25 protein-coding genes are annotated in these 26686 nt (G+C 67.2%); all 25 read left to right on the top strand.

What is annotated here, in order from left to right:
• The first annotated feature begins 266 nt into the window (after positions 1–266).
• The 25 genes from araD1 to C5F44_RS04400 all read left to right on the top strand — a co-directional run bounded on the left by araD1 (position 267) and on the right by C5F44_RS04400 (position 26642).
• Positions 267–1259, top strand: a complete 993-nt coding sequence (gene araD1 / locus C5F44_RS04515; RefSeq protein WP_107672313.1) for an AraD1 family protein — start codon at positions 267–269, stop codon at positions 1257–1259.
• A gap of 8 nt (positions 1260–1267) precedes the next feature.
• Positions 1268–3010 carry an L-arabinonate dehydratase gene (gene araD / locus C5F44_RS04510; RefSeq protein ID WP_107672312.1) on the top strand — a complete coding sequence of 581 codons (1743 nt, stop codon included), beginning with the start codon at positions 1268–1270 and terminating at the stop codon, positions 3008–3010.
• Positions 3010–3930, top strand: a complete 921-nt coding sequence (locus C5F44_RS04505) for a Gfo/Idh/MocA family protein (protein WP_107672311.1) — start codon at positions 3010–3012, stop codon at positions 3928–3930. Before araD ends, C5F44_RS04505 begins: the two co-directional genes overlap by 1 nt.
• A gap of 9 nt (positions 3931–3939) precedes the next feature.
• Entirely contained in the window at positions 3940–5454 is a 1515-nt protein-coding gene (locus C5F44_RS04500) for an aldehyde dehydrogenase (NADP(+)) (RefSeq protein ID WP_107672310.1), read from the top strand.
• Positions 5455–5557: 103 nt separating this feature from the next.
• The gene (ytfQ, locus tag C5F44_RS04495; protein ID WP_107672443.1) at positions 5558–6514 is read left to right on the top strand and encodes a galactofuranose ABC transporter, galactofuranose-binding protein YtfQ; all 957 of its coding nucleotides are present in this window, start codon (positions 5558–5560) and stop codon (positions 6512–6514) included.
• An 81-nt stretch (positions 6515–6595) separates the two neighbouring features.
• A complete protein-coding gene (locus C5F44_RS04490) occupies positions 6596–8095 on the top strand; it encodes a sugar ABC transporter ATP-binding protein (RefSeq protein WP_107672309.1) in 1500 nt (499 codons plus the stop codon).
• Positions 8092–9111, top strand: a complete 1020-nt coding sequence (locus tag C5F44_RS04485; RefSeq protein WP_107672308.1) for an ABC transporter permease — start codon at positions 8092–8094, stop codon at positions 9109–9111. Before C5F44_RS04490 ends, C5F44_RS04485 begins: the two co-directional genes overlap by 4 nt.
• Positions 9108–10082 (top strand): galactofuranose ABC transporter, permease protein YjfF, encoded by a 975-nt coding sequence (yjfF, locus tag C5F44_RS04480; RefSeq protein ID WP_107672307.1) that lies wholly within the window; start codon positions 9108–9110, stop codon positions 10080–10082. The genes C5F44_RS04485 and yjfF overlap by 4 nt, the downstream gene beginning before the upstream one ends.
• 19 nt (positions 10083–10101) lie before the next feature.
• Positions 10102–11100: an aldose epimerase family protein gene (locus C5F44_RS04475; protein ID WP_235822505.1), complete on the top strand. Its 999-nt coding sequence runs from the start codon at positions 10102–10104 to the stop codon at positions 11098–11100.
• A gap of 72 nt (positions 11101–11172) precedes the next feature.
• Positions 11173–12492 carry an MATE family efflux transporter gene (locus C5F44_RS04470; RefSeq protein WP_107672305.1) on the top strand — a complete coding sequence of 440 codons (1320 nt, stop codon included), beginning with the start codon at positions 11173–11175 and terminating at the stop codon, positions 12490–12492.
• A gap of 59 nt (positions 12493–12551) precedes the next feature.
• Entirely contained in the window at positions 12552–13007 is a 456-nt protein-coding gene (locus C5F44_RS04465) for a universal stress protein (protein WP_107672304.1), read from the top strand.
• Between the two features lie 123 nt (positions 13008–13130).
• Positions 13131–14879, top strand: a complete 1749-nt coding sequence (locus C5F44_RS04460) for a S1C family serine protease (RefSeq protein ID WP_146161904.1) — start codon at positions 13131–13133, stop codon at positions 14877–14879.
• A 136-nt stretch (positions 14880–15015) separates the two neighbouring features.
• A complete protein-coding gene (locus tag C5F44_RS04455) occupies positions 15016–16677 on the top strand; it encodes a phosphoethanolamine transferase (RefSeq protein ID WP_107672302.1) in 1662 nt (553 codons plus the stop codon).
• Position 16678: 1 nt separating this feature from the next.
• Complete coding sequence (locus C5F44_RS04450) at positions 16679–17053, top strand: diacylglycerol kinase (protein ID WP_107672301.1); 375 nt, start codon at positions 16679–16681, stop codon at positions 17051–17053.
• A gap of 140 nt (positions 17054–17193) precedes the next feature.
• Entirely contained in the window at positions 17194–17355 is a 162-nt protein-coding gene (locus C5F44_RS17935; RefSeq protein ID WP_181318182.1) for a hypothetical protein, read from the top strand.
• Between the two features lie 102 nt (positions 17356–17457).
• Positions 17458–18021 carry a NifU family protein gene (locus tag C5F44_RS04445; RefSeq protein ID WP_107672300.1) on the top strand — a complete coding sequence of 188 codons (564 nt, stop codon included), beginning with the start codon at positions 17458–17460 and terminating at the stop codon, positions 18019–18021.
• Positions 18008–18619: a tRNA (adenosine(37)-N6)-threonylcarbamoyltransferase complex dimerization subunit type 1 TsaB gene (tsaB, locus tag C5F44_RS04440; RefSeq protein ID WP_107672442.1), complete on the top strand. Its 612-nt coding sequence runs from the start codon at positions 18008–18010 to the stop codon at positions 18617–18619. The genes C5F44_RS04445 and tsaB overlap by 14 nt, the downstream gene beginning before the upstream one ends.
• Entirely contained in the window at positions 18616–19029 is a 414-nt protein-coding gene (locus C5F44_RS04435) for a GNAT family N-acetyltransferase (RefSeq protein WP_107672299.1), read from the top strand. The genes tsaB and C5F44_RS04435 overlap by 4 nt, the downstream gene beginning before the upstream one ends.
• 191 nt (positions 19030–19220) lie before the next feature.
• Positions 19221–20225, top strand: coding sequence for a BMP family lipoprotein (locus tag C5F44_RS04430; protein ID WP_107672298.1), 1005 nt, complete (start codon positions 19221–19223; stop codon positions 20223–20225).
• A gap of 143 nt (positions 20226–20368) precedes the next feature.
• Positions 20369–21916, top strand: coding sequence for an ABC transporter ATP-binding protein (locus C5F44_RS04425; RefSeq protein WP_181318181.1), 1548 nt, complete (start codon positions 20369–20371; stop codon positions 21914–21916).
• A complete protein-coding gene (locus tag C5F44_RS04420) occupies positions 21916–23019 on the top strand; it encodes an ABC transporter permease (protein ID WP_107672297.1) in 1104 nt (367 codons plus the stop codon). Before C5F44_RS04425 ends, C5F44_RS04420 begins: the two co-directional genes overlap by 1 nt.
• Positions 23019–23987: an ABC transporter permease gene (locus C5F44_RS04415; protein WP_107672296.1), complete on the top strand. Its 969-nt coding sequence runs from the start codon at positions 23019–23021 to the stop codon at positions 23985–23987. Before C5F44_RS04420 ends, C5F44_RS04415 begins: the two co-directional genes overlap by 1 nt.
• A gap of 109 nt (positions 23988–24096) precedes the next feature.
• A complete protein-coding gene (locus C5F44_RS04410) occupies positions 24097–24891 on the top strand; it encodes a purine-nucleoside phosphorylase (RefSeq protein WP_107672295.1) in 795 nt (264 codons plus the stop codon).
• Between the two features lie 78 nt (positions 24892–24969).
• Entirely contained in the window at positions 24970–25890 is a 921-nt protein-coding gene (locus C5F44_RS04405) for a sulfite exporter TauE/SafE family protein (protein WP_107672294.1), read from the top strand.
• Complete coding sequence (locus C5F44_RS04400) at positions 25887–26642, top strand: TIGR02186 family protein (protein ID WP_107672293.1); 756 nt, start codon at positions 25887–25889, stop codon at positions 26640–26642. The genes C5F44_RS04405 and C5F44_RS04400 overlap by 4 nt, the downstream gene beginning before the upstream one ends.
• Positions 26643–26686: the final 44 nt, after the last annotated feature.

Below are 26686 nucleotides of genomic sequence, written 5' to 3'. Positions count from 1 at the left end.
ATTTTTAATATGGAGAACGTGTCAGATGTAATTTTACCAGCATCTTACTCGCGCGCTAGGCTACAAATGCCGGGGAGGAACGGCATGTTGCAGGAGAGGCGCGGCACAGAGGGCCGGGCTTGTCCTTTCGGGGGGATGACATCTGTCCGACCTTTTGAACATCCGCGCAGGCGGATGGCGTGCATGGTCAGGCGGCGGGAACCGGACAGGGGACCGCGCCCGTTCCCCGGCCCGGGATGTGGAAAAGACCAGGGCGAGGGCTGCGCATGTTTCTGTCACAGATTGTTCAGGCGGACGGAAGCCGCGCCGTGGTCGCGCGCCATGACGGGCAGCCGGCGCGGATCGTGCCCGGCGTGGCCAGCACGCGCGATCTGGCGCTGGCGGCCATTGCGGCGGGCCGCGACCTGACGGCCGAAGTGGCGGCGCGCGGCGCAGGCAACACGGTTGACCTGCAGGCCGCGCTGGACGAAGGGCGGGTTCTGCTGCCGCTGGACCACCCCGATCCGGCGCATCTGCACCTGACCGGCACGGGGCTGACGCATCTGGGATCGGCCGCCACGCGCAATTCGATGCACGCCAAGGCCGACCCGGAAACCCTGACCGACAGCATGAAGATGTTCCGCATGGGGATCGAGGGCGGCAAGCCTGCGGCGGGGGCGGTGGGCGTGCAGCCCGAATGGTTCTACAAGGGCAACGGCTTCAACGCCGTGGCACCGGGGGCGGCGCTGGCCTCGCCCGGTTTCGCGCTGGACGCGGGCGAAGAGCCCGAGGTGGCAGGCCTGTATCTGGTTGGCCCGGATGGCCGGCCGCACCGGCTGGGCTTTGCCGTGGGCAACGAATTTTCCGACCATGTGACCGAGCGCGGCAATTACCTGTGGCTGGCCCATTCCAAGCTGCGCCCGGCCAGCTATGGCCCCGAGCTGCGGGTGGGGCCCCTGCCCGACCATGTGGAAGGCAAAAGCCGCATCCTGCGCAACGGCGCCGTGATCTGGGAAAAACCGTTCCTGTCGGGCGAGGCGAACATGTCGCACAGCCTGGCCAATCTGGAACATCACCACTTCAAGTATGACCTGTTCCGCCGTCCGGGCGATGTGCATGTGCATTTCTTCGGCACCGCCACCCTGTCCTTCGCCGATGGCATCCGGGCCGAACCGGGCGACGTGTTCCAACTGGATTGCCCGGCCCTGGGCCTGCCCCTGTCGAACCCGCTTGACCAGCAGCCGGGCGACGCGAAACCCGTCACCGTAGCCATTCTCTAGAGGACGCCATGACCTTCACGCCCGCCCCCTGGCCCCGCCGTCTGCGTTCTCAGGAATGGTTCGGCGGCAATGGCCGCGACCAGATCTATCACCGCGGCTGGATGAAGAATCAGGGCTTTCCGCATGACATGTTCGACGGGCGGCCGGTGATCGGCATCCTGAACACCTGGTCGGAACTGACGCCCTGCAACGCGCATCTGAACGTGCTGGCCGAATTCGTGAAGCGCGGCGTGTATGAGGCGGGCGGCTTCCCGGTGGAAGTGCCGGCGTTTTCCACCAGCGAAAGCGCCTTCCGCCCCACCGCGATGATGTTCCGCAACCTGGCGGCCATGTCGGTGGAAGAACAGATGCGCGGCCAGCCGATGGATGGCTGCGTGCTGCTGGTGGGCTGCGACAAGACCACGCCCAGCCTGCTGATGGCCGCCGGATCAACCGACCTGCCGTCGATCGTGGTGACCGGCGGCCCGATGCTGAACGGCTATTTCAAGGGCGAACGGGTCGGCTCCGGCACGCATCTGTGGAAATTCAGCGAGGCGGTGAAGGCCGGCGAGATGACGCAGGAGGAATTCGCCGAGGCCGAGGCGAGCATGAGCCGCAGCGCGGGGTCGTGCAACACCATGGGCACCGCCAGCACCATGGCCAGCATGGCCGAGGCGCTGGGAATGGCGCTGTCGGGCAATGCCGCCATTCCGGCGGTGGACAGCCGCCGCCGCGTGATGGCCCAGATGTCGGGCCGCCGTATCGTGCAGATGGTGAAGGACGATCTGAAACCCTCGGACGTGATGGTGAAGGCGGCGTTCGAAAACGCCATCCGTACCAATGCGGCCATCGGCGGCAGCACCAATGCGGTGATTCACCTGCTGGCCATCGCCGGCCGCGTCGGCGTGGACCTGACGCTGGACGACTGGGACCGCTGCGGCCGCGACGTGCCCACCGTGGTGAACCTGATGCCCTCGGGCAAATACCTGATGGAAGAGTTCTTCTATGCCGGCGGCCTGCCGGTGGTGATCAAGCGGCTGGGCGAGGCGGGCCTTCTGCACAAGGACGCGCTGACCGTCTCGGGGCAGTCGATGTGGGATCAGGTCAAGGATGTGACCAACCACAATGAAGACGTGATCCTGCCCGCCGAAAAGGCGCTGGCGCAATCGGGCGGCATCGTGGTGGTCAAGGGCAATCTGGCCCCGAAGGGCGCGGTGCTGAAACCTTCGGCGGCCAGCCCGCATCTGCTGGTGCATCGCGGCCGCGCGGTCGTGTTCGAGGACATCGACGACTACAAGGCCAGGATCAACGACGAGGCGCTCGACATCGACGAGACCTGCGTGATGGTTATGAAGAACTGCGGCCCGAAGGGCTATCCCGGCATGGCCGAGGTGGGCAACATGGGCCTGCCGCCCAAGGTTCTGCGCAAGGGCATCACCGATATGGTGCGCATCTCTGACGCGCGCATGTCGGGCACCGCCTATGGCACGGTGGTGCTGCACACTAGCCCCGAGGCCGCGGCGGGCGGCCCGCTGGCGGTGGTGCGCGATGGCGACATGATCGAGCTGGACGTGCCGAACCGCCGCCTGCACCTGGACATTCCCGAGGCGGAGCTGGCCGCGCGGCTGGCGGCCTGGAAACCGCTGCACGAACAATACGAAAGCGGCTACGCCTGGTTGCACCAGAAGCATGTGCAGGGCGCCGATACCGGGGCCGACCTTGATTTCCTGAAGGGGTGCCGTGGTGCGCCGGTGGGCCGGGATTCCCACTGATGGCCGCGCGCAACATCGCCCTTGTGGGCATTGGCAAGATCGCGCTGGACCAGCACGTTCCGGCCATTGCCGCCAGCCCGGACTGGACGCTGGCCGCCACGATCAGCCGCAAGGGCGCGGTGGACGGCGTGCCGGCCTATACAGATTTCGCGGCCTTTCTGGCCGAACGCCCCGACGTGCCGGTCGTCTCGCTGTGCCTGCCGCCGGTGCCGCGTTTTGCCTATGCCGAGACGGCGCTGTTGCAGGGCCGGCATGTGATGCTGGAAAAGCCGCCCGGCGCCACGCTGGCCGAGGTGCAGGAGCTGGAACGGCTGGCGGCGGCCCGTGGGCTGACGCTGTACACCACCTGGCACAGCCGCATGGCCCATGCGGTGCAGCCGGCGCGCGACTGGCTGACCGACAAGGTGATCCGCCGCGCCCATATCACCTGGCGCGAGGATGTGCGGAAATGGCACCCCGGCCAGGACTGGGTGTTTGAACCCGGCGGGATGGGGGTGTTCGATCCCGGCATCAACGCGCTGTCGATCCTGACCCATATCCTGCCGCAGCCGGTGCATCTGACCGGGGCCGAGCTGGAGTTTCCCGCCAACCGGCAAACCCCCATCGCGGCGCGGCTGGCGTTTTCGGGCAATGTCACCGCCGATTTCGACTGGCGCCAGACCGGGCCGCAGACCTGGGACATCGAGGTGGAAACCGACCGGGGCGTCCTGGCGCTGCGGATGGGCGGCAATGTGCTGGAAATCGACGGGCAACCCGCTGCCGGGCAGGCCAGCATCATGGGCGAATACCCCGCCCTTTATGCCCGCATGACCGAACTGGTGCAGGCCGGGGCCCGCGAGGTGGACCTTGCGCCGATGGTGCATGTGGCCGACGCGCTGACGCTGGGCCGCCGCATCCTGACCGATCCCTTTGACTTCTGAGAGCTGGCCATGACCTTTACCCCCCACGGCAAGCATCTGATCGCGGGCGACTGGATCGCCACCGAGGCGCGCTTCGCCTCGTCCCCCGCCTTTGGCGACAGCCATTCCTTCAGCGCGGGCGATGCCGGTCTGGTGGACCGCGCCTGCGCGGCGGCGGAAGCGGCGTTCTGGGCCTATGGCTGGACCGCGCGCAAGGAACGGGCGGCCTTCCTTGAGGCCATCGCCGATGAGATCGAGGCGCGCGGGGCCGTGCTGACCGAGATTGCCATGCAGGAAAGCAGCCTGCCCGAAGCGCGGCTGCAAGGCGAACGCGGGCGCACCACAGGGCAGTTGCGGCTGTTCGCGGCGCATATCCGCAAGGGCGATTATCTGGACCGCCGCCATGATCCGGCGCTGCCCGACCGCGCCCCCCTGCCCCGCCCCGACCTGCGGATGATGCAGCGCCCGGTCGGGCCGGTGGCGGTGTTCGGCGCGTCGAACTTCCCGCTGGCCTTTTCGGTGGCGGGTGGCGACACGGCCTCGGCGCTGGCGGCGGGCTGTCCGGTCGTGGTCAAGGGCCATCCCGCGCATCCCGGCACATCCGAGGTGGTGGCCGAGGCGGTGCTGGCCGCGATCACCCGCTGCGACATGCCGGCGGGCGTGTTCTCGATGATCCACGGCAACACGAACGAGACCGGCACGGCGCTGGTGACGCATCCGCTGATCCGCGCGGTGGGCTTTACCGGCAGCTATCACGGCGGCAAGGCGCTGTTCGACCTGTGCGCCGCGCGGCCAGAGCCGATTCCCTTCTTTGGCGAGCTGGGGTCGATCAACCCGACCTTCCTGCTGCCCGCCGCGCTGGCGGCGCGCGGGGCGGCGCTGGCGCAGGGCTGGGTGGGCAGCCTGACCCTGGGCGCGGGGCAGTTCTGCACCAACCCCGGATTGCTGATCCTGACCGAAGGGCCGGACGCCGAAACCTTCGTCACCGCCGCGCAGGCGGCGGCGGAAGCCGTGGCCGAACAGACCATGCTGACCGACGGCATCGCTGCCGCCTATGCGCGCGGGGCCAAGGTCATGGCCGGAGAAGGGGCCGGTGTTCTGGTGGCCGGCGGCACGGCGGGGCGCAAGGCGCGGGCGGCGCTGCTGCGGGTAACGGCGGCCGAGTTCCTGGCCAAACCCGCGCTGGCGCATGAGGTGTTCGGGCCGGTGGGCCTGATCGTGACCGCGCGCGATGGCGATGAGATGCTGGCCCTTGCCCGCGCGCTGGAGGGACAGTTGACGGCAACGCTGCATCTGGACGGCGGCGATATGGCGCTGGCCGCGCGTCTGGCTCCGGTGCTGGAACGCAAGGCGGGCCGTCTGCTGGCGAACGGCTGGCCGACCGGGGTCGAGGTGGCCGATGCCATGGTGCATGGCGGCCCCTTCCCGGCCAGCACGAATTTCGGTGCGACCAGTGTGGGAACCCTGGCGATCCGGCGCTTCCTGCGCCCGGTCTGCTACCAGAACCTGCCCGACGCGCTGTTGCCCGACGACCTGCGGACCTGAACAGGAACCGCCGGTTGCAGAAACCACCGCCGGGGCACCGTTCGCCCCGGTCACGACCCCCGGCAGGAGGAGCCGGCATTTTCACCCGAGGGAGGAGACGATGATGTTCAAGACCTTGATGTTGACCACGGCGGCCTTTGCCGTTTCGGCCGGAATGGCCCTTGCCGACGGCAAGGTGATCGGCTTTTCGCAGATCGGATCGGAATCCGGCTGGCGGGCGGCGGAAACCACGCTGACCAAGAAGCAGGCCGAGGAGCGCGGCTACCAGCTTCAGTTCTCGGATGCGCAGCAGAAGCAGGAAAACCAGATCGCGGCGATGCGGTCCTTCATCGCGCAGGGTGTGGATGCGATCCTGATCGCGCCGGTGGTGGCAACCGGCTGGGATGCCGTGCTGCAAGAGGCGAAGGAGGCCGAGATTCCGGTCGTTCTGCTGGACCGGATGGTGGACAGCGACCCGTCGCTGTATCTGACCGCCGTCGGATCGAACCTTGTGCATGAAGGCGAGGTGGCCGGCCAGTGGCTGGCGGCCACGGTGGGCGACAAGGATTGCCGCATCGTGGAACTGCAGGGCACGACCGGATCTTCGCCCGCCATCGACCGCAAGACCGGCTTTGAAAAGGGCATCGCCGGGCATGACAACCTGAAGATCGTGCAAAGCCAGACCGGCGACTTCACCCGCAGTCTGGGCAAGGAAGTGATGGAAAGCTTCCTTCAGGCCGAAAACGGCGGCAAGGATATCTGCGCGCTTTACGCCCATAACGACGACATGGCGGTCGGCGCGATCCAGGCGATCAAGGAAGCCGGGCTGAAGCCGGGCCAGGATATTCTTGTCGTCTCGATCGACGCGGTGCCCGACATCTTCAAGGCCATGGCCGATGGCGAGGCGAATGCCACGGTCGAACTGACGCCGAACATGGCCGGCCCGGCCTTCGACGCGCTTGAGGCGTTCTGGGCGAACGGCACCGAACCGCCGAAGTTCATCCAGACCGAATCGAAGCTGTATACCCAGGCCGACGATCCGGCCGGGCAATACGAGGCGCGCAAGGATCTGGGCTACTGATCCGACACCGGCAACGGGGTCCGGGCGGCACAGGCCGCCCGGACCCGACGCCCCCCGGGGCGCCGAAGAAGGAGGTGTTGCATGGTGCTCTCGATCCGGTCCCTGACCAAGATCTTCCCGGGAACCCGGGCGCTGGACGGTGTGGATTTCGATCTGCGCGCCGGTGAGGTGCACGCCCTTCTGGGCGAAAACGGCGCGGGCAAGTCCACGCTGATCAAATGCCTGACCGGCGCCTATCAGCGCAGCGCCGGCACCGTGCGGCTGGATGGCGCCGAGATCGCCCCCACGTCCACGGTCGAGGCGCAGGATCTGGGCATCGGCACGGTCTATCAGGAGGTGAACCTTCTGCCCAACCTGACCGTGGCGCAGAACCTGATGTTCGGCCGTGAACCGCGCCGCTTCGGGCTGATCGACCATCGCAGCCTGCGGGCCGAGGCGCGGCGCCTTCTGGCCGAATACGGGCTGGACATCGACGTTGACCGCGATCTGGGCAGCTATTCGGTGGCGGTGCGCCAGATCGTGGCGATTGCCCGCGCGGTGGCGCTGTCGGGCAAGGTGCTGATCCTGGACGAACCGACCGCCAGCCTGGACGCGCGCGAGGTGCAGATGCTGTTCAAGGTGGTGCGCGGGCTGCGTGACCGCGGCCTTGGCATCATCTTCGTGTCGCATTTTCTGGATCAGGTCTTTGACCTGTGCGACCGCGTGACGGTGCTGCGCAACGGCCGGCATGTCGTGACGACCGAGACCGACGCGCTGGACCGGATGGCGCTGATCGAACACATGCTGGGCCGCACCCTGCGCGACGAGGTGCTGCACAACCCGCCGCCCGACCGGGGGCCAAGGCCAGAGATGCTGCGTTTCACCGGCATCGGCCGCCGGGGCGTGGTGGAACCGTTCGACCTGACCATCGGCAAGGGCGAGGTGGTCGGTCTGGCCGGGCTTCTGGGTTCGGGGCGGACGGAAAGCGCCGAACTGCTGTTCGGCCTGCGCCCGGCACAAACGGGCGAGGCGCGCGATGAAAGCGGCAAGCTGGACCTGCCGGGTCCGCGCGCGGCCATCGGGCACGGCTTCGGCTTTGCCCCCGAGGACCGCAAGACCGACGGCATCGTCGCCGACCTGTCGCTGCGCGAGAACATCCTCCTTGGCCTTCAGGCGCGGCGCGGCTGGATGCGGCCCATTCCGCGGGCCGAACAGAACCGGCTGGCCGATGACTATATCCGCCGGCTGGACATCCGCACCTCGGGCAAGGAAAAGCCCATCGGTGAACTGTCGGGCGGCAACCAGCAAAAGGCGGTGCTGGCGCGCTGGCTGGCGATGAACCCGCGCTTCCTGATCCTGGACGAACCGACGCGCGGCATCGACGTGGGCGCCCATGCCGAGATTCTGCACCTGATTCACGACCTGGTGGATCAGGGCCTGTCGATCCTGGTGATCTCATCCGAACTGGACGAACTGCTGGCGGTGTCGAACCGGGTGATCGTGCTGCGCGACCGCCGCCATGTCGCCGAACTGACCGGGGCCGCGATTTCGGGCGAAGGCATCATGCGGGCGATTGCCGCCACCGAAGGGGCACCGGCATGACGGGCACGGCACTGAAACGCATCGCGCCGCAACTGCTGGCACTGGCCGCGCTGGTGGGGCTGGTCTCGCTGTTCTATCCGGGGTTCCTGTCGGTTTCGGTCAATGACGGGCGTCTGGTGGGGCCGGCCATCGACGTGCTGAAACGCAGCGCGCCGGTGGCCATTCTGGCCGTGGGCATGACGCTGGTCATCGCCACGCGCGGCATCGACCTGTCGGTCGGCGCCACCATGGCGATCTGCGGCGCGGTGGCGGCCTATGCCGTCAGCGCCGGCACCGGGCTGCCGGTGGCGCTGGCGCTGGCCATCGGCGCGGGCTTGCTGGCGGGCCTGTGGAACGGTGTTCTGGTGGCGCTTGTGGGCGTGCAGCCCTTCGTCGCCACGCTGATCCTGATGACGGCCGGGCGCGGCATCGCGCAACTGATCACCGAAGGGCGCATCCTGACCTTCACCGACCCGGCCTTTGCCTTTGTCGGCTCGGGCACGCTTTGGGGCCTGCCCTTCCCGGCCTGGCTGTGGCTGGCGCTGGCGGTGCTGACCGCGCTGGTCATGCGCCGCACCGCGCTGGGGATGCTGGTCGAATCCATCGGCATCAATCGCCGCGCCAGTGCGCTGGCGGGCGTGAACGCGGTGGTGCTGCTGATCGCCGTCTACATGGCGATGGGCTTCTGCGCGGCGCTGGCGGGGCTGGTGGTCACCGCCGACATCCGGGGCGCGGATGCCAACAATGCCGGTCTGTGGCTGGAACTGGATGCCATTCTGGCGGTGGTGATCGGCGGCAATTCCCTGCTGGGCGGGCGGTTCTCGATCGCGGCCTCGGTGATCGGGGCGCTGATCATCCAAACCATCACCATCGGCATCCGGCTGGCCGGGTTCCCGTCGGAATACAACCTTGTCATCAAGGCCGTGCTGGTGGTGGTGATCCTTGTCCTGCAATCCCCGCGCATCGCGGCCGAATGGCGCTACTGGCGCGACGAGGCCCGCCGCAAGCGCGAAGCCGAAGGGAAAGGCACGCCATGAACACCCGCACATTGCCGCTGTTCGTGACCATCGGGATCTTTCTGGCCGGCTGCCTGATCTGCTGGGTGCAGTTCCCCAACATGGCGTCAACCCGGGTTCTGGGCAACCTGCTGACCGACAACGCCTATCTGGGCATTGTCGCGGTCGGGATGACCCTTGTCATCCTGTCGGGGGGCATCGACCTTTCGGTCGGGTCCGTCATCGCCTTTTCGGGCGTCTTCATCGCGGTGATGCTGCGCGACACCGGCCTGCATCCGCTGCCGGTCTTTGCGCTGCTGCTGGGGCTGACCACGGCCTATGGCGCCTGCATGGGCTGGCTGATCGACCGGCTGGCGATGCCGGCCTTCATCGTGACGCTGGCGGGCATGTTCCTGGCGCGCGGGGCGGCCTATCTGCTGTCAATCGATTCGGTTCCGATCGCGCATCCGTTCTATCAGACGCTGCAGAACGCCTATTGGCTGATGCCGGGCAAGGGACGGCTGACGCTGATCGGGGTGCTGATGCTGCTGACCTTCGTCCTTGGCATGATCGTGGCGCACAGAACGCGCTTCGGCACCTCGGTCTATGCCTTGGGCGGCGGCGAACAGACGGCGCGACTGATGGGCGTGCGGCAGGGCCGGACAACGGTGCTGGTCTATGCCTTTTCCGGGCTGATGGCGGGGCTGTCGGGCATTGTCTTTTCCATCTACACCGGGTCGGGCTATTCGCTGGCCACCGTGGGCACCGAGCTGACGGCCATCGCGGCGGTGGTCATCGGCGGCACCCTGCTGAGCGGCGGCGCGGGCTATGTCTTCGGCACGCTGGTGGGCGTGCTGACGATGGGGCTGATCCAGACCTACATCGTCTTCGACGGCACGCTGTCTTCGTGGTGGACCAAGATCGTGATCGGGCTGTTGCTGCTGGTCTTCATCCTGCTGCAAAAAGGGTTGCTGCACCTGTCGGAAACCCGGCTGGCAGCGCGCGATGCCTGAGGGCAGAGAGAGAGGCACAGTGACAGGCGGGATCGACGTCTTCGACCATCTGCCCGACGGGCGCGCGGTTCAGGCGATCCGCCTGCGCGGGCCACGGCTTGCGGCCACCGTGCTGACGCTGGGCGCCACGGTGCAGGATCTGCGACTGGACGGCGTTGCCCATCCGCTGGTGCTGGGGTTTCCCACGGCCGCCGCCTATCTGGGCGCGGGCCTTTACAGCGGCGCCATCGTCGGCCGTTTTGCCAACCGGATCGGCGGGGCGCGGTTCACGCTGGACGGCATCGAACACCGGCTGGAGGCCAACGAAGGGCGCAACCTGCTGCATGGCGGGGCGGACGGGCTGCACGCAAGGCTGTGGCAGGTGGTGACGCTGCGCGAAGACAGCGTGACGCTGACCGCCACCCTGCCCGATGGTCACATGGGCTTTCCGGGCGAATTGCGGATCGCGGCCACCCTCTCGGTGCCGGGCGACGCGCTGGAGATCGAGCTTCGGGCCGAGGCTGACGCCCCGACCCCGCTCAGCCTGGCCCATCACGGCTATTTCACGCTGGACGGGCACGGCGACAGTCGGGGCCACCGTCTGCGGCTGGCGGCCGATCATTACCTGCCGGTGGATGACGCGCTGATCCCCATGGGAGAGATCGCCCCCGTCGCGGGCACAGATTTCGACTTTCGCACCGCACGGCCCATCGGCGATGCGGGCTATGACCACAACTTCTGCCTCTCGCCGGCGCGCGGGCCGCTGCGCCCGGTGGCCTGGCTGGAAGGGCAGGACGGCGTTCAGATGCGGGTGGAAACCACCGAACCGGGCCTGCAGCTTTATGACGGGCGGCATTTCGCGGGCGTTCCGGGGCTGGACGGGCGGGTTTACGGCCCCCATGCGGGCGTCGCGCTGGAAACCCAGGGCTGGCCCGATGCCCCGAACCGCCCCGGCTTTCCGCCCTGCATCCTGCGCCCCGGGCAGGACTGGTGCGCAAGAACGCGGCATGTCTTCCTGAAATCCGGCCAGTCTGGCTAAGGGCGCGCGCGCACAGTGGCGGGGGCCACGGCGGCAGGCTAGAACGGAACCAGCGCCACAGCGGAGGCCGGATTGGCCGAAGACATACCCCTGACCCATCGGCGGATCTGGCGGATTGCCGGGCCGATCGTGCTGTCGAATGCCACCGTGCCCCTGCTGGGCGCGGTGGATACCGGCGTGGTGGGCCAGATGGGGGCGGCGGCGCCGATTGGCGCGGTGGGGCTGGGCGCGGTGATCCTGGCCACGCTGTACTGGATCTTCGGCTTTCTGCGCATGGGCACCAGCGGGCTGACGGCGCAGGCGCATGGTGCGGGCGACCGGGCGGAACGGGCCGCGATCCTGTATCGCGCGCTTCTGATCGCCGGGGCGGCGGGGCTGGTGCTGATCGCGGCGCAGGGGCTGCTGATCCACGGCGCCTTCCTGATCGCGCCGGCCAGCCCCGAGGTGGAAACCCTGGCCCGGCAATATCTGGCGATCCGCATCTGGGGCGCGCCGGCAACCATCGGGCTTTATGCGCTGATGGGCTGGCTGATCGCGGTCGAACGGTCACGGGGCATGGTCGCCTTGCAGATCTGGATCAACGGCGTGAACGTCGTGCTGGACCTGTGGTTCGTGCTGGGCCTTGGCTGGGGCGTGCCGGGCGTGGCGGTGGCCACCCTGATCGCGGAATGGACCGGCCTTGCCCTGGGCCTGTGGCTGTGCCGCGAAGCCTTTGGTCCGGTCTTTGCCGAAGCGCGGGCGCGGATCGCCGACCGCGCGGCGCTGCGGGTGATGCTGGATGTGAACCGCGACATCATGATCCGGTCCGTGCTGTTGCAGGTCAGCTTCACCACCTTCATCTTCCTGGGCGCCCGCGAAGGCGACGTGACGCTGGCGGCCAATCAGGTGCTGCTGCAATTCCTTGAAATCACCGCCTATGCGCTGGACGGTTTTGCCTTTGCCGCCGAAACGCTGGTCGGTCAGGCGGTGGGGGCACGGTCGGCCCCGGCGGTGCGGCGGGCGTCGCGGCTGGCCATGCAATGGGGGTTCATCGGGGCGGGGCTGCTGGCGGCGGTCTTCGCGCTGTTCGGGCCGGGGATCATTGACCTGATGGCCACCGCGCCCGAAGTGCGGGCCGAGGCACGGCACTATCTGTTCTGGGTCGTCGCCGCGCCGCTGATCGGCAGCGCCGCCTGGACCTATGACGGCATCTATATCGGCGCCACGCTGACACGCGCCATGCGGCAGTTGATGATCCTGTGCGTCGGCATCTATGCCGTCGCCCTGCTGGTGCTGGTGCCCACGCTCGGCAACCACGGGCTTTGGGCCGCGCTGATGGTGCTGAACGGGGCGCGGTCGGTGGCCATGCACCTGCGCGCGCCCGAGGCCGAAGCCAAGGCCGCCGCCGCGTAAGGCTTGCCTTCGCCCCGCGCGCTGGCCATGATTGCCCCCGCGAAAGCCTGGGGAAGATCATGCGGAAGTTTCTGGTCGTGCTCGACGACAGTCGGGAATGCCTGAATGCGATGCGGTTCGCGGCATTGCGCGCCGCCCATACCGGGGCCGGCGTCACCATCCTGTCGATCATTCCGCCCGAGGAATTCCAGCACTGGATGGGCGTGGCCGACCTGATGCGCGCCGAGGCGCGCGAACGGATCGAGGCGCATTTCGAGGTTTTCGCCAAGTGGATGCGCGACAAGCAGGGCATCAACCCCGAACTGGTGATCCGCGAAGGCGACCCGGTGGCCGAGATTTTGGCCCAGGTGAAGGAAGACCCGGAAATCGGCGTGCTGGTTCTGGGCGCGGGCACCGAAAAGGCCGGCCCCGGCCCGCTGGTCACCGCCATGACCCGCAATTCCGGCAACCTGCCGATTCCGGTCACCATCGTGCCGGGTGACATGTCGAAGGAACGGCTGGAAAGCATCACCTGAGCATCGCCCCGGCGCGCAGGACGGAATCCCCGACCTGCGAAGATGCAAGATTCCCTTTTCAAGCCGCCCGATTGGCGGCAGCATGGCGGCAACCGCCTTTGCATTCTTTCGGGGATTTCCGGCATGCGCCTTGGGAAGCTGTTTCTTGTCTGCCTGATGCTGATCCTGGCACCGCTCTCCGCCGCCCGCGCGCAAGGCTGGGCCGACCAGCCCTTCGACGCCTCGGGCATGAGCCGCGAGGATGTGGCAACGCTGCAGGCCGCGCTGGCCTTTTCCGGCGATTACTTCGGTTTCACCGATGGCGTCTGGAACAATGACGCGCAGGCGGCGCTGGAAGCCTATGTGAAACGTGAAGATGGCGGCGGCCGCCCGCTGTTCCGCCATATCGAAAAGCCGGTCATGGCGCTGGAAGAAGAGCGGATGAAGAACGGCTGGCAGTTGTTCTATTCCGAAAGCACCAACACCTCTTACCTGCATCCGTTCGAGATGCTGAAAGAGGTGGACAACCCCGATGCCGTGGAATTCCTGTCCGCGGATGAAGGGTTCAGCATGTATGTCCGCTTCACCGATCAGCCGGGGATGAAGGACATCCATGACTGGTTCATGTCGAAATCGCTGAAATCCGCCGACCCCTACCAGTTTGCCGACGACAACCTTTCGATCACCTCGACCACGATCGAGGGCGATTACATCGCCTATGTGCGGTCCGACCGGAACGGCAGCAACTGGTCAACCATTTCCATCGTGCTGACGCCGTCCTACTTCCCGCAACTGAACCTGATGGCGGCCAGCATGACGGTGGGCGGCAGCCCGGCCTCGCTGATCTGGACCAAGGGCGGGGTGATCGACCAGTTGATCAACGGCGGCGGGGGCGGCGCGGCCCCCGATCCGACGCCCCGGATCGCCTCGAACGACCCCAAGGATCAGGTGCTGCGCCCGATGCCGCCCGGCGTAGAGGCATCCCCCCCCGCCGCGACGCCCGATCCGGGGCCGGCAACGGTGGATGTGGCCGGCGCCAGCCCGGTTGACCCCACGCCCAAGCCCCCGGCCCTTGGAACGCCCGCCCCCGGCGGCGCGACCCCGATCCCCACCCCCACGCCTGGCGGCACCCCCGGCCCGTCGCCTTCGGTCATTGGCGTGGGCAATCCCGGCCCGGCCCCGGTGATGGCCCCCGGCACCGGCGCGGCCCCGTCGCTGCCCGCCCTGGGCACGCCCGCCCCCGAACCCGAACCGCCCAAGGCCAAGGTGACCGGCACGCTGAAAAGCTCGGGCACCGGGTTCTACATCGCGCCCACCATGCTGGTAACGGCCGCGCATGTGATCGAAGGCTGCGGCGCGGTGGCCATGATCGACGGCACCCCGCTGGACATCATGGCCTCGGACAGTTCGCTGGATATTGCCGTGTTGTCCGGGGCTGCCGATGCGGGTGTCTGGCTGAAGCTGTCGGCGCTTGAGGTGCCCAAGCTGGGCGAGGCGGTGACAGCCCTGGGATACCCCTATTACACCAGCCTCGATCAGGGCCTGACCGTCACCAGCGGCAATGTCAGCGCGCTGCGCGGGGCGGACGGGTCTTCCAACCGCGTCATGATCACGGCCCCGGTGCAGCCCGGCAATTCGGGCGGGCCGCTTCTGAACAAGAAGGGCGCGGTGATCGGCGTGGTGGTCAGCCGGATCGACGATCTGGCGGTGCTGGAAGAAACCGGCAGCCTGCCGCAGAACATGAACTTCGCGGTGCCCTCGGGGCCGCTGCTGACCTTCCTTGCGCAAAACCGGATCAGCCGCCCCCAAGGCGACGGCACCGGCGCCGAAATGTCGGGTGAAGTGCCCGACGGCGTTGCGAAAGCGGTGATCCCGCTGCATTGCTATCAATAAGCCGGTATCGCCCCTGTCGGGGCGATCCGACTAAGCCGATTGCCGGTCAGGCCGCATAAGCGGGTGCTGACAGTGCGGCCGTTGACGAAGTGCCGAGTTGCGCAGCTTATCCGCGCAAACAGAATTCGGACCCATCATGCAAGTTACAGCCGCCCCCGATCACGGTGCGCGGACAGGCTGGTTTGGCCTGCGTCGCCCGGAATTTTCCGCCCAACTGCTGAACCTTCTGATCGCCACCTATCTGCTGGCCACCTGCAATGCCACCTACTGGGGCAAGCTGGTGGAAATCTTCGGCGACCGGCCGGTTGCCATGGTCACGCTGGCGCTGGCTGTCTGGGCGCTGTTCATGCTGGTGGTTTCGCTGCTGGCCGTGGGCTGGCTGCAAAAGCCGATGCTGGCCTTTCTGGTCGTTCTGGCCGCCGTCACCTCGTTCTATCAGGACAAGCTGGGCGTGATCATCGACCGCGAGATGATCCAGAACGCGCTGACCACCACGGTCAACGAAGGCAAGCACCTGATCACCCCGAACTTCCTGCTGCATGTGCTGCTGCGGGCGGTGCCGGGGCTGGTTCTGGTGTTCTGGCCGCGGGTGCGGCGGCGCAGCTTCCTGCGCGGCACGCTGGCCTGGGTGCTGACCTGCAGCGCGGCCGCGGCCATGGTGGTGGGGCTGCTGTTCACCGACCTCAAGGGATTTTCCACCTCGCTGCGCGGGCGCAAGGATCTGATCGGCAGCACGCAGCCGCTGGCCCCGCTGGGCGGCGCCATCCGCTATGCCCGCATGTTGCAGAAATCGGCCAAGATCGTGACCCAGCCCTTCGGCCGTGACGCCACCAAGGGCCCGCGTCTGGCGGCGGCCGGCAAGCCGGTGCTGATGGTCATCGTTGCCGGCGAGACGGGGCGCGCGCAGAACTGGGCCCTGGGCGGCTATGGCCGCGACACCAACCCCGAACTTGCCAAGCGCGACATCCTGTATTTTTCGAATGTCACAAGCTGTGGAACGGCCACCGCCACCTCGCTTCCCTGCATGTTTTCGCACCTGACGCGGGAAGACTACAGCTATGAGGCCGGCCTTTCGTATGAAAACCTGCTGGACGTGCTGTCCCATGCCGGGGTGCATGTCGAATGGTGGGACAACAACACCGGCGACAAGGACATCGCCAACCGCGTCACCAGCCACATGATGACGAAAGAGGATGACGCCGCCGCCTGCGCGGAAGGCGAGTGCATCGACGCCGTGTTCCTGCCCCGGCTGGCCAAGGTGGCCGAAACGATGACCGAAGACACCGTGATCGTGCTGCACCAGATCGGCAGCCACGGCCCCAGCTACTGGCTGCGCTATCCCAAGGATCAGGAGGTGTTCAAACCCGCTTGCCATTCGCCGGAGCTTGCCACCTGCGCGCCCGAGGAAATCGTCAACGCCTATGACAACACCATCCGCTACACCGACCGCTTCCTGTCGCAGGTGATCGACATGCTTGCCGGGCAGGATCGGGTGATCCCGGCCATGTTCTATGTCTCGGACCACGGGGAATCGCTGGGCGAAGGGGGGCTTTATCTGCACGGTGCCCCCTGGTTCATGGCGCCCGATTTCCAGACGCATGTGCCCATGGTGATCTGGACACCGCCGGCTTTCCGCAATGCGATGGGTCTGGATCAGGCCTGCATCGGGGCGCGCAAGGACCAGCCTGCCAGCCATGACAACATGTTCGCCACCATCCTTGGCCTGATGGACATCAAGACCGAGGTGCGCGACGATGCGCTGGATCTGACCGCAGGCTGCAAGGGGCAGGAGAGCTGAGATGACCGGCGACGGGATTCCGCCGCGCAAGACTGGGCTTGCCCATTTCGCGGCGGCGGCCAGCTATTCCGCGGCCGGGCTGAAACGGCTGGCGCAGGAAAGCGCCTTCCGGCAAGAGGCGCTGGCGGGCCTTGCCATCCTGCTGGCCATGGCGGTTCTGGGCGCCTCGGTCGGGGAAATGCTGGGCTTCTTCGCCCTGCTCTGCCTGCTGATCGCGGTCGAGGCACTGAACACCGCGATCGAGGTGGTGGTCGATCATCTGGCGCCCAAGGAATGGGCACGCTTCGCCAAGGAGGCCAAGGATCTGGGATCGCTGGCCGTGGCGATGACGATAACCGCCATCGGCGCCTATCTTCTGTGGGTGATCCTGGCCTGACAGAACGGCGCGCGCGCCCTTTGCCGCCGCGCGCCAAGCCATGCCGCAAGCGCATCGCTGCCATACCGCATCGGGCGTGGCGCTGCACCGCAGCACGGCCTACATTCCTGCCCGGGGAAGAGTGTTTGCAAAGGAAGTGTATGATGTCGGCTGTCAAATCCGCCCCGCGTTCGGGCAAGCCCGCAGTGAATGCTGCCGTGGCCTATCACGCCGAGGAACGCGCGTTGCTGCGGGCCGTTCAACTGCAGTCGTTGTCCGCGCTGGATGAAATGTACGCCTACTGGGGCTCGGACCGGGCCTGAGGCCCCTGTGCGACAACTGCGCCCGGGGCCATTCCGGCCCGGGCAGGTTGACTATTGCCCCAGCGGGGCGCATATCCCGACTGGAATGGTTGGAGATACCCCATGTTCATCCAGACGGAATCCACCCCGAACCCCGCCACGCTGAAGTTCCTGCCGGGGCAGACGGTGCTTGAAATCGGCACGGCCGATTTCCCCGATGCGGCGGCGGCGGAGAAATCGCCCTTGGCCCGGCGCATCTTCGCGGCCGGCGGCGTGACCGGCGTCTTCTTCGGGTCAGACTTCGTGACGGTCACCAAGGCCGACGATGTGGAATGGCAGCATATCAAGCCGCAGATCCTGGGCGCGATCATGGAGCATTTCCAGTCGGGCGCGGCTGTGATGGAGGGCGAGGCCAAGGCGGCCGGCGGCCATGCCGAACACAGCGGCGCCGATGCCGACATCGTGCGTCAGATCAAGGAACTGCTGGATACCCGCGTCCGCCCCGCCGTGGCGCAGGACGGGGGCGACATCACCTTCCACGGTTTTGACCGCGGCGTGGTCTATCTGCACATGCAGGGCGCCTGCGCGGGCTGCCCCTCCAGCACGCTGACGCTGAAGATGGGCATCGAAAACCTGCTGCGGCACTACATTCCCGAAGTGCTTGAGGTGCGCCCTGTCGCCGCCTGAAACGGTTCTGGCCTTCGACACATCGGCGGCGCATTGCGCCGCCGCTTTGCTTTTGCCCGATGGCCGCTGCCTGCTGCGGCAGGAAGCCATGCAGAAGGGCCAGGCCGAACGGCTGATCCCGCTGCTTGAGGGACTGCTGGCCGAAGGCGGCATCGGCTGGGCCGATCTGACGCGGATCGGCGTCGGCACCGGCCCGGGCAATTTCACCGGCGTCCGCATTGCGGTGGCCGCCGCGCGCGGGCTGGCGCTGGGGCTGGGCATCCCGGCGGTCGGGGTGACAACGCTTGAGGCGCTGGCCCATGCCCTGCCCCGCCCCCTGCGCGTGGTCGAGGATGCGCGGCAAGGGCTGGCCTATGTGCAGGATTTCCCCGAGGGCGCGGCGCATCTGGTGGCGCTGGCCGATCTGCCCGCCGCCCCCGGAAGACCTGTCACCGGCAGCGCCGCCGGCCCCCATGCCCTGCCCCCTGCCCTGCCGCTGGCCGAGGCGATTGCCCGCATCGCCGCCACCCGAGATGGCACCCCGCGCCCCGCCCCGTTCTACCTGCGCGCGGCCGATGCCGCCCCGCCCGCCGATCCGCCCCCGGTGATCCTGCCGTGACCCCGGCCGACCGCGCCGCCCTGCACCGCCTGTGCTTCCGCACGCCCCGCCCCTGGTCCGAGGCCGAGTTCGCCCTGTTCGACAGCGATCCGCTGGCCTTCACCCTGGTCGAAGGCGATGCTGGCTTCCTGACCGGGCGCGCCGTGGCCGGCGAAGCCGAACTGCTGACGCTGGCGGTGTCGCCACAGGCCCGCCGGCGCGGGCTGGGGCGGCGGCTGGTGGAACGCTTCGTCTATCAGGCCCGGCTGCGCGGCGCGACGCGCGCCTTCCTTGAGGTCAGCGCCGAAAACGCCGCCGCCATCGCGCTTTACGATTCGGCAGGCTTCGCCCAGGCCGGCCGGCGGCGCGGTTACTACCACGATGCGGACGGTCGCCGGATCGACGCACTGGTCCTTGCGCGCGACCTGTAACCCCTGACACCCGCGCCAGACGCGAGGTCATCCCGCATAGCCTGACCAAAGGGTCAGGTTCCCGCCGCCGTTCACGCGAATCCGACTTGACCCCCAAGGGCGACTCCCGCCTAATCTGCGCCGTAAGCTGCCAGCGACCGGGTCTCCGGCGGACAGGGCGGCGTTGTGGTCTATCAACCGGGAGAGCACCCATGACCCTGATGAAATCCCTTGCGGGGGCAACCGCCGCCCTGGCCCTCATGGCCGGCGTCGCCACCGCCGAGCCGGCGGTCATCTTTGACCTTGGCGGCAAGTTCGACAAATCCTTCAACGAAGCCGCCTTCGGCGGAGCCGAGAAATGGGCCAAGGAAACCGGCGGCACCTACAAGGAACTGGAAATGCAGGACGAGGCCCAGCGCGAACAGGCGCTGCGTCGTCTGGCCGAGTCGGGCGCCAACCCCATCGTGACCACCGGCTTCGCCATGTCGGACCCGATCACCAAGGTCGCCCCCGACTTCCCGAACACCAAGTTCGTCACCATCGACGGCTGGGTCGATCCGGCGACCAACCCGAACGTGCTGTCGATCGGCTTCTCGGAACATGAAGGGTCGTATCTGGTCGGGATGCTGGCGGCGCAGGCCTCCAAGACCGGCACCGTGGGCTTCATCGGCGGCATGGACATTCCGCTGATCCGCAACTTCGCCTGCGGCTATGCCCAGGGCGCCAAGGCGGTGAACCCCGACATCAAGTTCATCTCGGCCATGACCGGCACCACCCCGGCCGCCTGGAATGACCCGGTGAAGGGCGCCGAGCTGGCCAAGGCGCAAAAGGCGCAGGGCGCCGACGTGATCTATGCCGCCGCCGGCGGCACCGGCATCGGCGTGCTGCAAGCCGCCGCCGACGAAGGCATCCTGTCGATCGGCGTGGACAGCAACCAGAACCACCTGCACCCCGGCAAGGTTCTGACCTCGATGATGAAGCGCGTCGATGTGGCCGTGTTCAACGCCTTCACCGCCGGTGAGGCGCTGGACACCAAGCCGCAGACGCTGGGTCTCAAGGAAGATGGCGTCGGCTATGCGCTGGACGACAACAACGCCGCGCTGATCACGCCGGAAATGAAGGCCGCGGTGGACGCGGCCGCCGCCAAGATCATCTCGGGCGAGCTGAAGGTGCACGACTACCGCACCGACAACACCTGCCCGGCGGCGACGTTCTGATCGGGCCCAGGCCAGTTTGAACCGGGGCCGCGCCACATCTGGCGCGGCCCTTGTCGCAGAAGGGCCGCGCGGCGCGCAGGCCCGGCTGCACGGCAGACAAGGCGGGCCACAACCGCCAGATGCCACCGGGGAAGGGACAGGGGATGAGCGACACTTCCTTTGCGATCGAGCTGAAGGGCATTTCCAAGGCCTTCGGTCCGGTCCAGGCCAACAAGGACATCAACATCGCGGTGCCCAAGGGCACGATCCACGGCATCATCGGCGAAAACGGCGCCGGGAAGTCGACGCTGATGTCGATCCTTTACGGCTTCTACAAGGCCGATTCCGGCCAGATCTTCATCAGCGGCAAGCCGACCCCCATCCCCGACAGCCAAAGCGCCATCCGCGCCGGCATCGGCATGGTGTTCCAGCATTTCAAGCTGGTGCAGAATTTCACCGTGCTGGAAAACATCATCCTTGGCGCCGAAGAAGGGGCGATGCTCAACACCTCGCTGGCCCGGGCGCGCAAGACGTTGAAGCAACTGGCCGATGATTACGAACTGGATGTCGACCCGGATGCGCTGATCGAGGATCTTTCGGTCGGCCACCAGCAGCGGGTGGAAATCCTCAAGGCACTGTATCGTCAGGCCGACATCCTGATCCTTGACGAACCCACCGGCGTGCTGACCCCGGCCGAGGCCGACCACCTGTTCCGCATCCTGAAAGGGCTGAAGGAGCAGGGCAAGACCATCATCCTGATCACCCACAAGCTGCGCGAGATCATGGAATCAACCGACAATGTCAGCGTCATGCGGCGCGGCACCATGGTTGCCACGGTGAAAACCGCCGAAACCAGCCCCGAGGCACTGGCCGAGCTGATGGTGGGCCGCAAGGTGCTGCTGGAAGTGGAAAAAGGCCCCGCCACCCCCGGCGAGACGGTGCTGAAACTGGAAGACCTGCGCATCCGGGATGAACACGGCGTCGAACGCCTGAAAGGCATCAGCCTGGAAATCCGCGCGGGCGAGATTCTGGGCATTGCCGGCGTCGCGGGCAACGGCCAGTCGGAACTGCTGGCCGCCCTTGGCGGCATGATGCGCGCCACCGGCCGCGCCACGCTGAAAGGCGCTGCGCTGCCGCTGTCGGGCGCCGGGTCAGACGGGCAAAGCCGCCGCCGCGCCGGCATCGCCCATGTGCCCGAAGACCGCCAGCATTACGGCCTGATCCTTGATTTCGCCGCCTGGGAAAACATCGCCTTCGGTTATCACAACGATCCCGATTACCAGAAGAACGCCCTGATCATGGACAACGCCGCGCTGAAGGCCGACACGGCGCGCAAGATGGAAACCTATGACGTGCGCCCGCCGATCCCGGCGCTGGCGGCCAAGAATTTCTCGGGCGGGAACCAGCAGAAGATCGTCGTCGCGCGGGAATTCGAACAAGACCCGGTGCTGCTGCTGGTCGGCCAGCCCACGCGCGGCGTCGACATCGGCGCCATCGAGTTCATCCACAAGCAGATCATCGCGCTGCGCGACAAGGGCGTGGCCGTGCTGCTGGTCAGCGTCGAGCTGGACGAGATCATGTCGCTTTCCGACCGGATCGCCGTGATGTTCGACGGCCAGATCATGGGCTACCGCGACCCCGCCACCACCAATGAACGCGAGCTGGGCCTCTTGATGGCCGGCATCACCGACCAGAAGGGAGAAGCCGCCTGATGGACCGCCTGCCGCGTTGGGCCGATCTGGCCCTTGTGCCGCTCATTTCGCTTCTTCTCGCCGCGATCATCTCGGCCCTTGTCATTCTGGCCATCGGCCAGGACCCGTGGGAAGCCATCACCGTCATGGTGCAGGGGTCGCTGATGTCGGCCTATGGCTGGGGCTATACGCTGTATTACACCACCAGCTTCATCTTCACCGGCCTTTGCGTCACCATCGCCTTCCACGCCGGCCTGTTCAACATCGGCGGTGAAGGGCAGGCGCAACTGGGTGGCCTGGGCGTGGCGCTGGCCTGCCTGTTCATTCCCTGGCCGCACTGGTCGCTGGCGCTGATCGGCGCCTCGCTGGCGGCGGCGGCCTTCGGCGCGGCCTGGATCGCCATTCCAGCCTGGCTGCAGGCCCGGCGCGGCAGCCATATCGTGATCACCACGATCATGTTCAACTACATCGCCTCCAGCCTGATGATCTTCATGCTGGTCGATGTGCTGCGCCCGCCGGGCCAGCAAGACCCCTCGACCGCCAACTTCCCGGCGGTCACGCATATCCCCTCGCTGGATGAACTGCCGCTGTTCAACCTGATCTTCACCAAGCCGGTGCCGGCCAATATCTCGCTGCTGATCGCGCTGGCGGTGGCGGCGGGGGTCTGGGTGCTGCTGTGGCACACACGGCTGGGCTACCAGATCCGCGCCTTCGGAAAGTCCGAGGCGGGCGCGCGCTATGCCGGGATCAGCGCCACCAAGATCACCATGATCGCGCTGATGCTGTCGGGCGCGCTGGCCGGGATGATGGCCATCAACAACGTCATGGGCGAGGCCGAGCGTCTGGTCGGCAATTCGGCCAGCGGCGCGGGCTTCATCGGCATCGCCGTGGCGCTGATGGGCCGCAACCACCCGATCGGGGTGGTGCTGGCGGCGCTCTTGTTCGGCTTCCTGTTTCAGGGCGGGGCGGAACTGGGCATGTGGACCAAGATCCCCATCGAGATGCGGATCGTGGTGCAGGGTCTGGTGATCCTGTTCACCGGCGCGCTGGACATGATGGTGCGCATGATGCTGACCCGGATCTTCGCCCTTTTCCGCAACCCAAGGCCGGTGGGGGCTGCGTGATGGATTACGCAACGATCCTGCAACTGCTTGACACCACCATCCGGCTGGCCACGCCGTTGATGTTCGCCTGCATCGCCGGGCTTTATTCGGAACGCTCCGGCGTCTTCGACATCGGTCTGGAGGGCAAGATGCTGGTCGCCGCCATGTGTTCGGGCGCCGTGGCCTTCTACACAGGTTCGGTCTGGGCCGGGCTGGGGGCGGGCATCCTTGGCTCCATGGCCTTTGCGCTGATCCACGGGCTGACCTCGATCACCTTCCGCGGCAACCAGTTGATTGCCGGGGTGGCGCTGAACTTCCTTGCCTCGGGGCTGACCGTTCTGGTGGCGCAGGCGCTGTTCCGCCAGGGTGGCCGCACGCCGCCGCTGACGGGCGACGCGCGCTTCAACCCGATCACCCTGCCCGGGGCCGAGGCGATGAAGGACGTGCCACTGATCGGCCCGCTTTATTACGAGGTGATCTCGGGCCATTCGGTGCTGGTCTATGCCGCCTTCGGCGTGGTCGCGCTGACCTGGTGGGTGATGTATCGCACCCGCTTCGGCCTGCGGCTGCGCGCCGTGGGGGAAAACCCGGCGGCGGTCGATACGGCCGGCGTCTCGGTCACGGGGCTGCGCTTCTCGGCGGTGATGATCACCGGCATCCTCTGCGGGCTGGCTGGGGCCTATATGGCCACCGCGCTGCAAGCCGGCTTCGGCAAGGAAATGACCGCCGGTCGCGGCTATATCGCGCTGGCGGCGCTGATCTTCGCCAAATGGCGCCCGGTGGCGGCCATGTGGGCCTGCCTGCTGTTCGGCTTCTTCCAGGCGCTGGCGCTGCGCTCGGATGTGGTTGGCAGCATCGTGCCGTTCCGCATCCCCGGCTCCTTCCTTGAAGCGCTGCCCTATGTGCTGACGGTCTTCGTGCTTGCCGGCTTTGTCGGCAAGGCGATCCCGCCGCGCGCGGGCGGCGAGCCCTATGTGAAGGAACGCTGACGCGGGGCAGGCCCTGCCGCCTGCCCGCCTTCATCTGTCCAGAAATATCCTCGGGGGGTCCGGGGGGCGAAGCGCCCCCGGGGCCTGCCACAGCAGAAAGGCCAGACCGATGACCGAAGCCGCCGCCCTGATCCGCGCCCGCACCGGCGATGCCCCGGTGCGCCTGGGTCTGATCCTCGGCTCCGGCCTTGGCCATCTGGCCCAGGCAGTGGATGGCCCGGCCATCCCCTATGGCGATCTGACCGGCTTTCCGCATGTCGGCGTGTCGGGCCACAATCCGAACCTGCATGTCGGCCTGCTGGAAGGCGTCCGCGTCGCCGTGTTCGGGGCGCGCGAACATTACTACGAAAACGGCAACCCCGCCGCGATGCGGACGGCGCTGGAAACGCTCAAGGCGCTTGGCGCGACCGACCTGATCGCCACCAATGCCGCCGGCAGCCTGCGCCCCGACATTCCGCCCGGCGACCTGATGCTGCTGTCAGACCACATCAACTACAACGGCCTGAACCCGCTGATCGGCGAAAAGACCGACGCGCGCTTCGTGCCGATGACCGAAGCCCACTCCCCCGCCCTGCGTGCCGGCCTGCGCGCCGCCGCCCAGGCCGAAGGCCTGCCGCTGCCCGAAGGCGTTTACTGCTGGTATTCCGGCCCTTCGTTCGAAACCCCGGCCGAAATCCGTATGCTGAAGATGCTGGGCGGCGATGCCGTTGGCATGTCCACCGTGCCCGAGGTGATCCTTGCGCGCTTTCTGGGCCTGAATGTCGCGGCCATCTCGACCATCACCAACATGGCCGCCGGGATGAGCAGCGAATCCATCAGCCATGAACACACCAAGGCCATGGCCCCCTTAGGTGCGGCAAAACTGGAACGCATCCTGAGGCAATTCCTGCGCAACCTGCGCTAGGGGAATCCGGCCTTTGACTTTGCCGCCAAAGGGGCGCAACCCTTTGGACAACCCGTTCCTTTCAGCCCCACCGCCCCGATGCAGCTCTACCTTCCCATTGCCGAGGTCTCGGTCGATGCCTTCCTGCTTCTCGGGATCGGCGGCATCGTCGGCTTTCTGTCGGGCATGTTCGGCGTGGGCGGCGGTTTCCTGATCACGCCGCTTCTGTTCTTCATCGGCGTGCCGCCCGCCGTGGCGGTGGCAACCGGGGCGAACCAGGTCGTCGCCTCGTCGATCTCGGGCGTTCTGGCCCAGCTCAAGCGCAAGGCGGTGGATTTCCGCATGGGCTTTGTGCTGCTTGTCTCGGGCGTGGTGGGATCGGCCATCGGCATCAAGGTGTTTTCGGTGATGCAGGCGCTGGGGCAGCTCGATCTGTTCGTGCAACTGTCCTACGTCGTCTTCCTTGGCTTCATCGGCGCCGCGATGTTCCAGGAATCGCTGCGGGCCCTGCTGCGGTCGGCCAATGCCCGCGCGCCGGTGCGGCGGGCGCATACCCATAGCTGGGTGCACCGCCTGCCGCTGAAGATGAAGTTCCGCGCCAGCGGGCTTTACATCAGCGTCATTCCCCCGGCCCTGATCGGGGCCTTCGTCGGCTTTCTGGCCGCGATCATGGGGGTTGGCGGCGGGTTCATCCTGGTGCCCGCCATGATCTACCTGCTGGGGATGCCGACCAAGGTCGTGATCGGCACCTCGCTCTTCCAGATCATCTTCGTCACCGCCTTCACCACCGTCATGCACGCCGTCAACAGCCAGACGGTTGATATGCTGCTGGCGCTGGTGCTGATCCTGGGCGGCGTGATCGGGGCGCAGATCGGCGCCATCGTCGGGCTGCGGCTCAAGGCCGAACAGTTGCGGGTGCTGCTGTCGCTGCTGGTGCTGGGCGTGGCGCTGCGCATCGGGGTGGATCTGCTGATCCGCCCGGCCGAGCTTTACAGCGTGGCGCCGGGGGTCTTGCCGTGATCCGCGCGCTGCTTCTTCTGCTGGCCCTTGCCCTGCCCGCTGCGGCGCAGGAAACCATCGTGTCCGGCCTCAGCCAGAACCGGGTGTCGATCACCGCCGATTTCGACGGGTCCGAAATCCTGATCTACGGCGCGGTCAAGCGCGACTCCCCCGCCCCCGAAGGCCGCATGGACGTGATTGTCACCGTCGAAGGCCCGCCGACGCCGGTCACCGTCCGCCGCAAGGACCGGGTGGCCGGGATCTGGATCAACGACGCGGCGGTCCGGGTGGACAGCGCGCCCACCTTCTATGCCGTCGCCACCACCGGCCGCCTGCATGACGTGCTGGGCGCGACCGAGAACATCCGCCATAACATCACCATCGACCGGCTGATCCGCGCCATCGGCATTTCGGCCGAAGCCGACGGGTCAGACGAATTCCTGCGCGCGCTGGTCCGCGTGCGCCGGGCCGAAGGCAGCTATCCGCTGCTGGAAAACCGGGTGCAGTTGACCGAAGGCACGCTGTTCCGCACCGATGTGGCGCTGCCTGCCAACCTGACCGAAGGCACCTACAAGGTGCGCATGTTCGTGCTGCGCGATGGCCGCGTGGTCGCCACGCAGGAACGCTTCATCGGCGTGCGCAAGGCGGGGCTGGAACGGCTGATCTTCAACATGTCGCGCGAACAGCCGCTGCTTTACGGGCTGTTCGCGCTGGCGCTGGCCGCCGTGGCCGGCTGGGCCGCCTCGGCCGCCTTCCGCTTCGTTCGGTCCTGAAGCACCCGGCGCAGCGGCTGGACTTGCCCCGCCCACGCCCCTAT

Origin of the sequence: Fuscovulum blasticum DSM 2131, from assembly GCF_003034965.1 — a bacterium.
Lineage (GTDB): Bacteria > Pseudomonadota > Alphaproteobacteria > Rhodobacterales > Rhodobacteraceae > Pseudogemmobacter > Pseudogemmobacter blasticus.
Note: the sequence above shows the minus strand (reverse complement) of the source record. Positions and strands in the feature narration are given on the sequence as shown.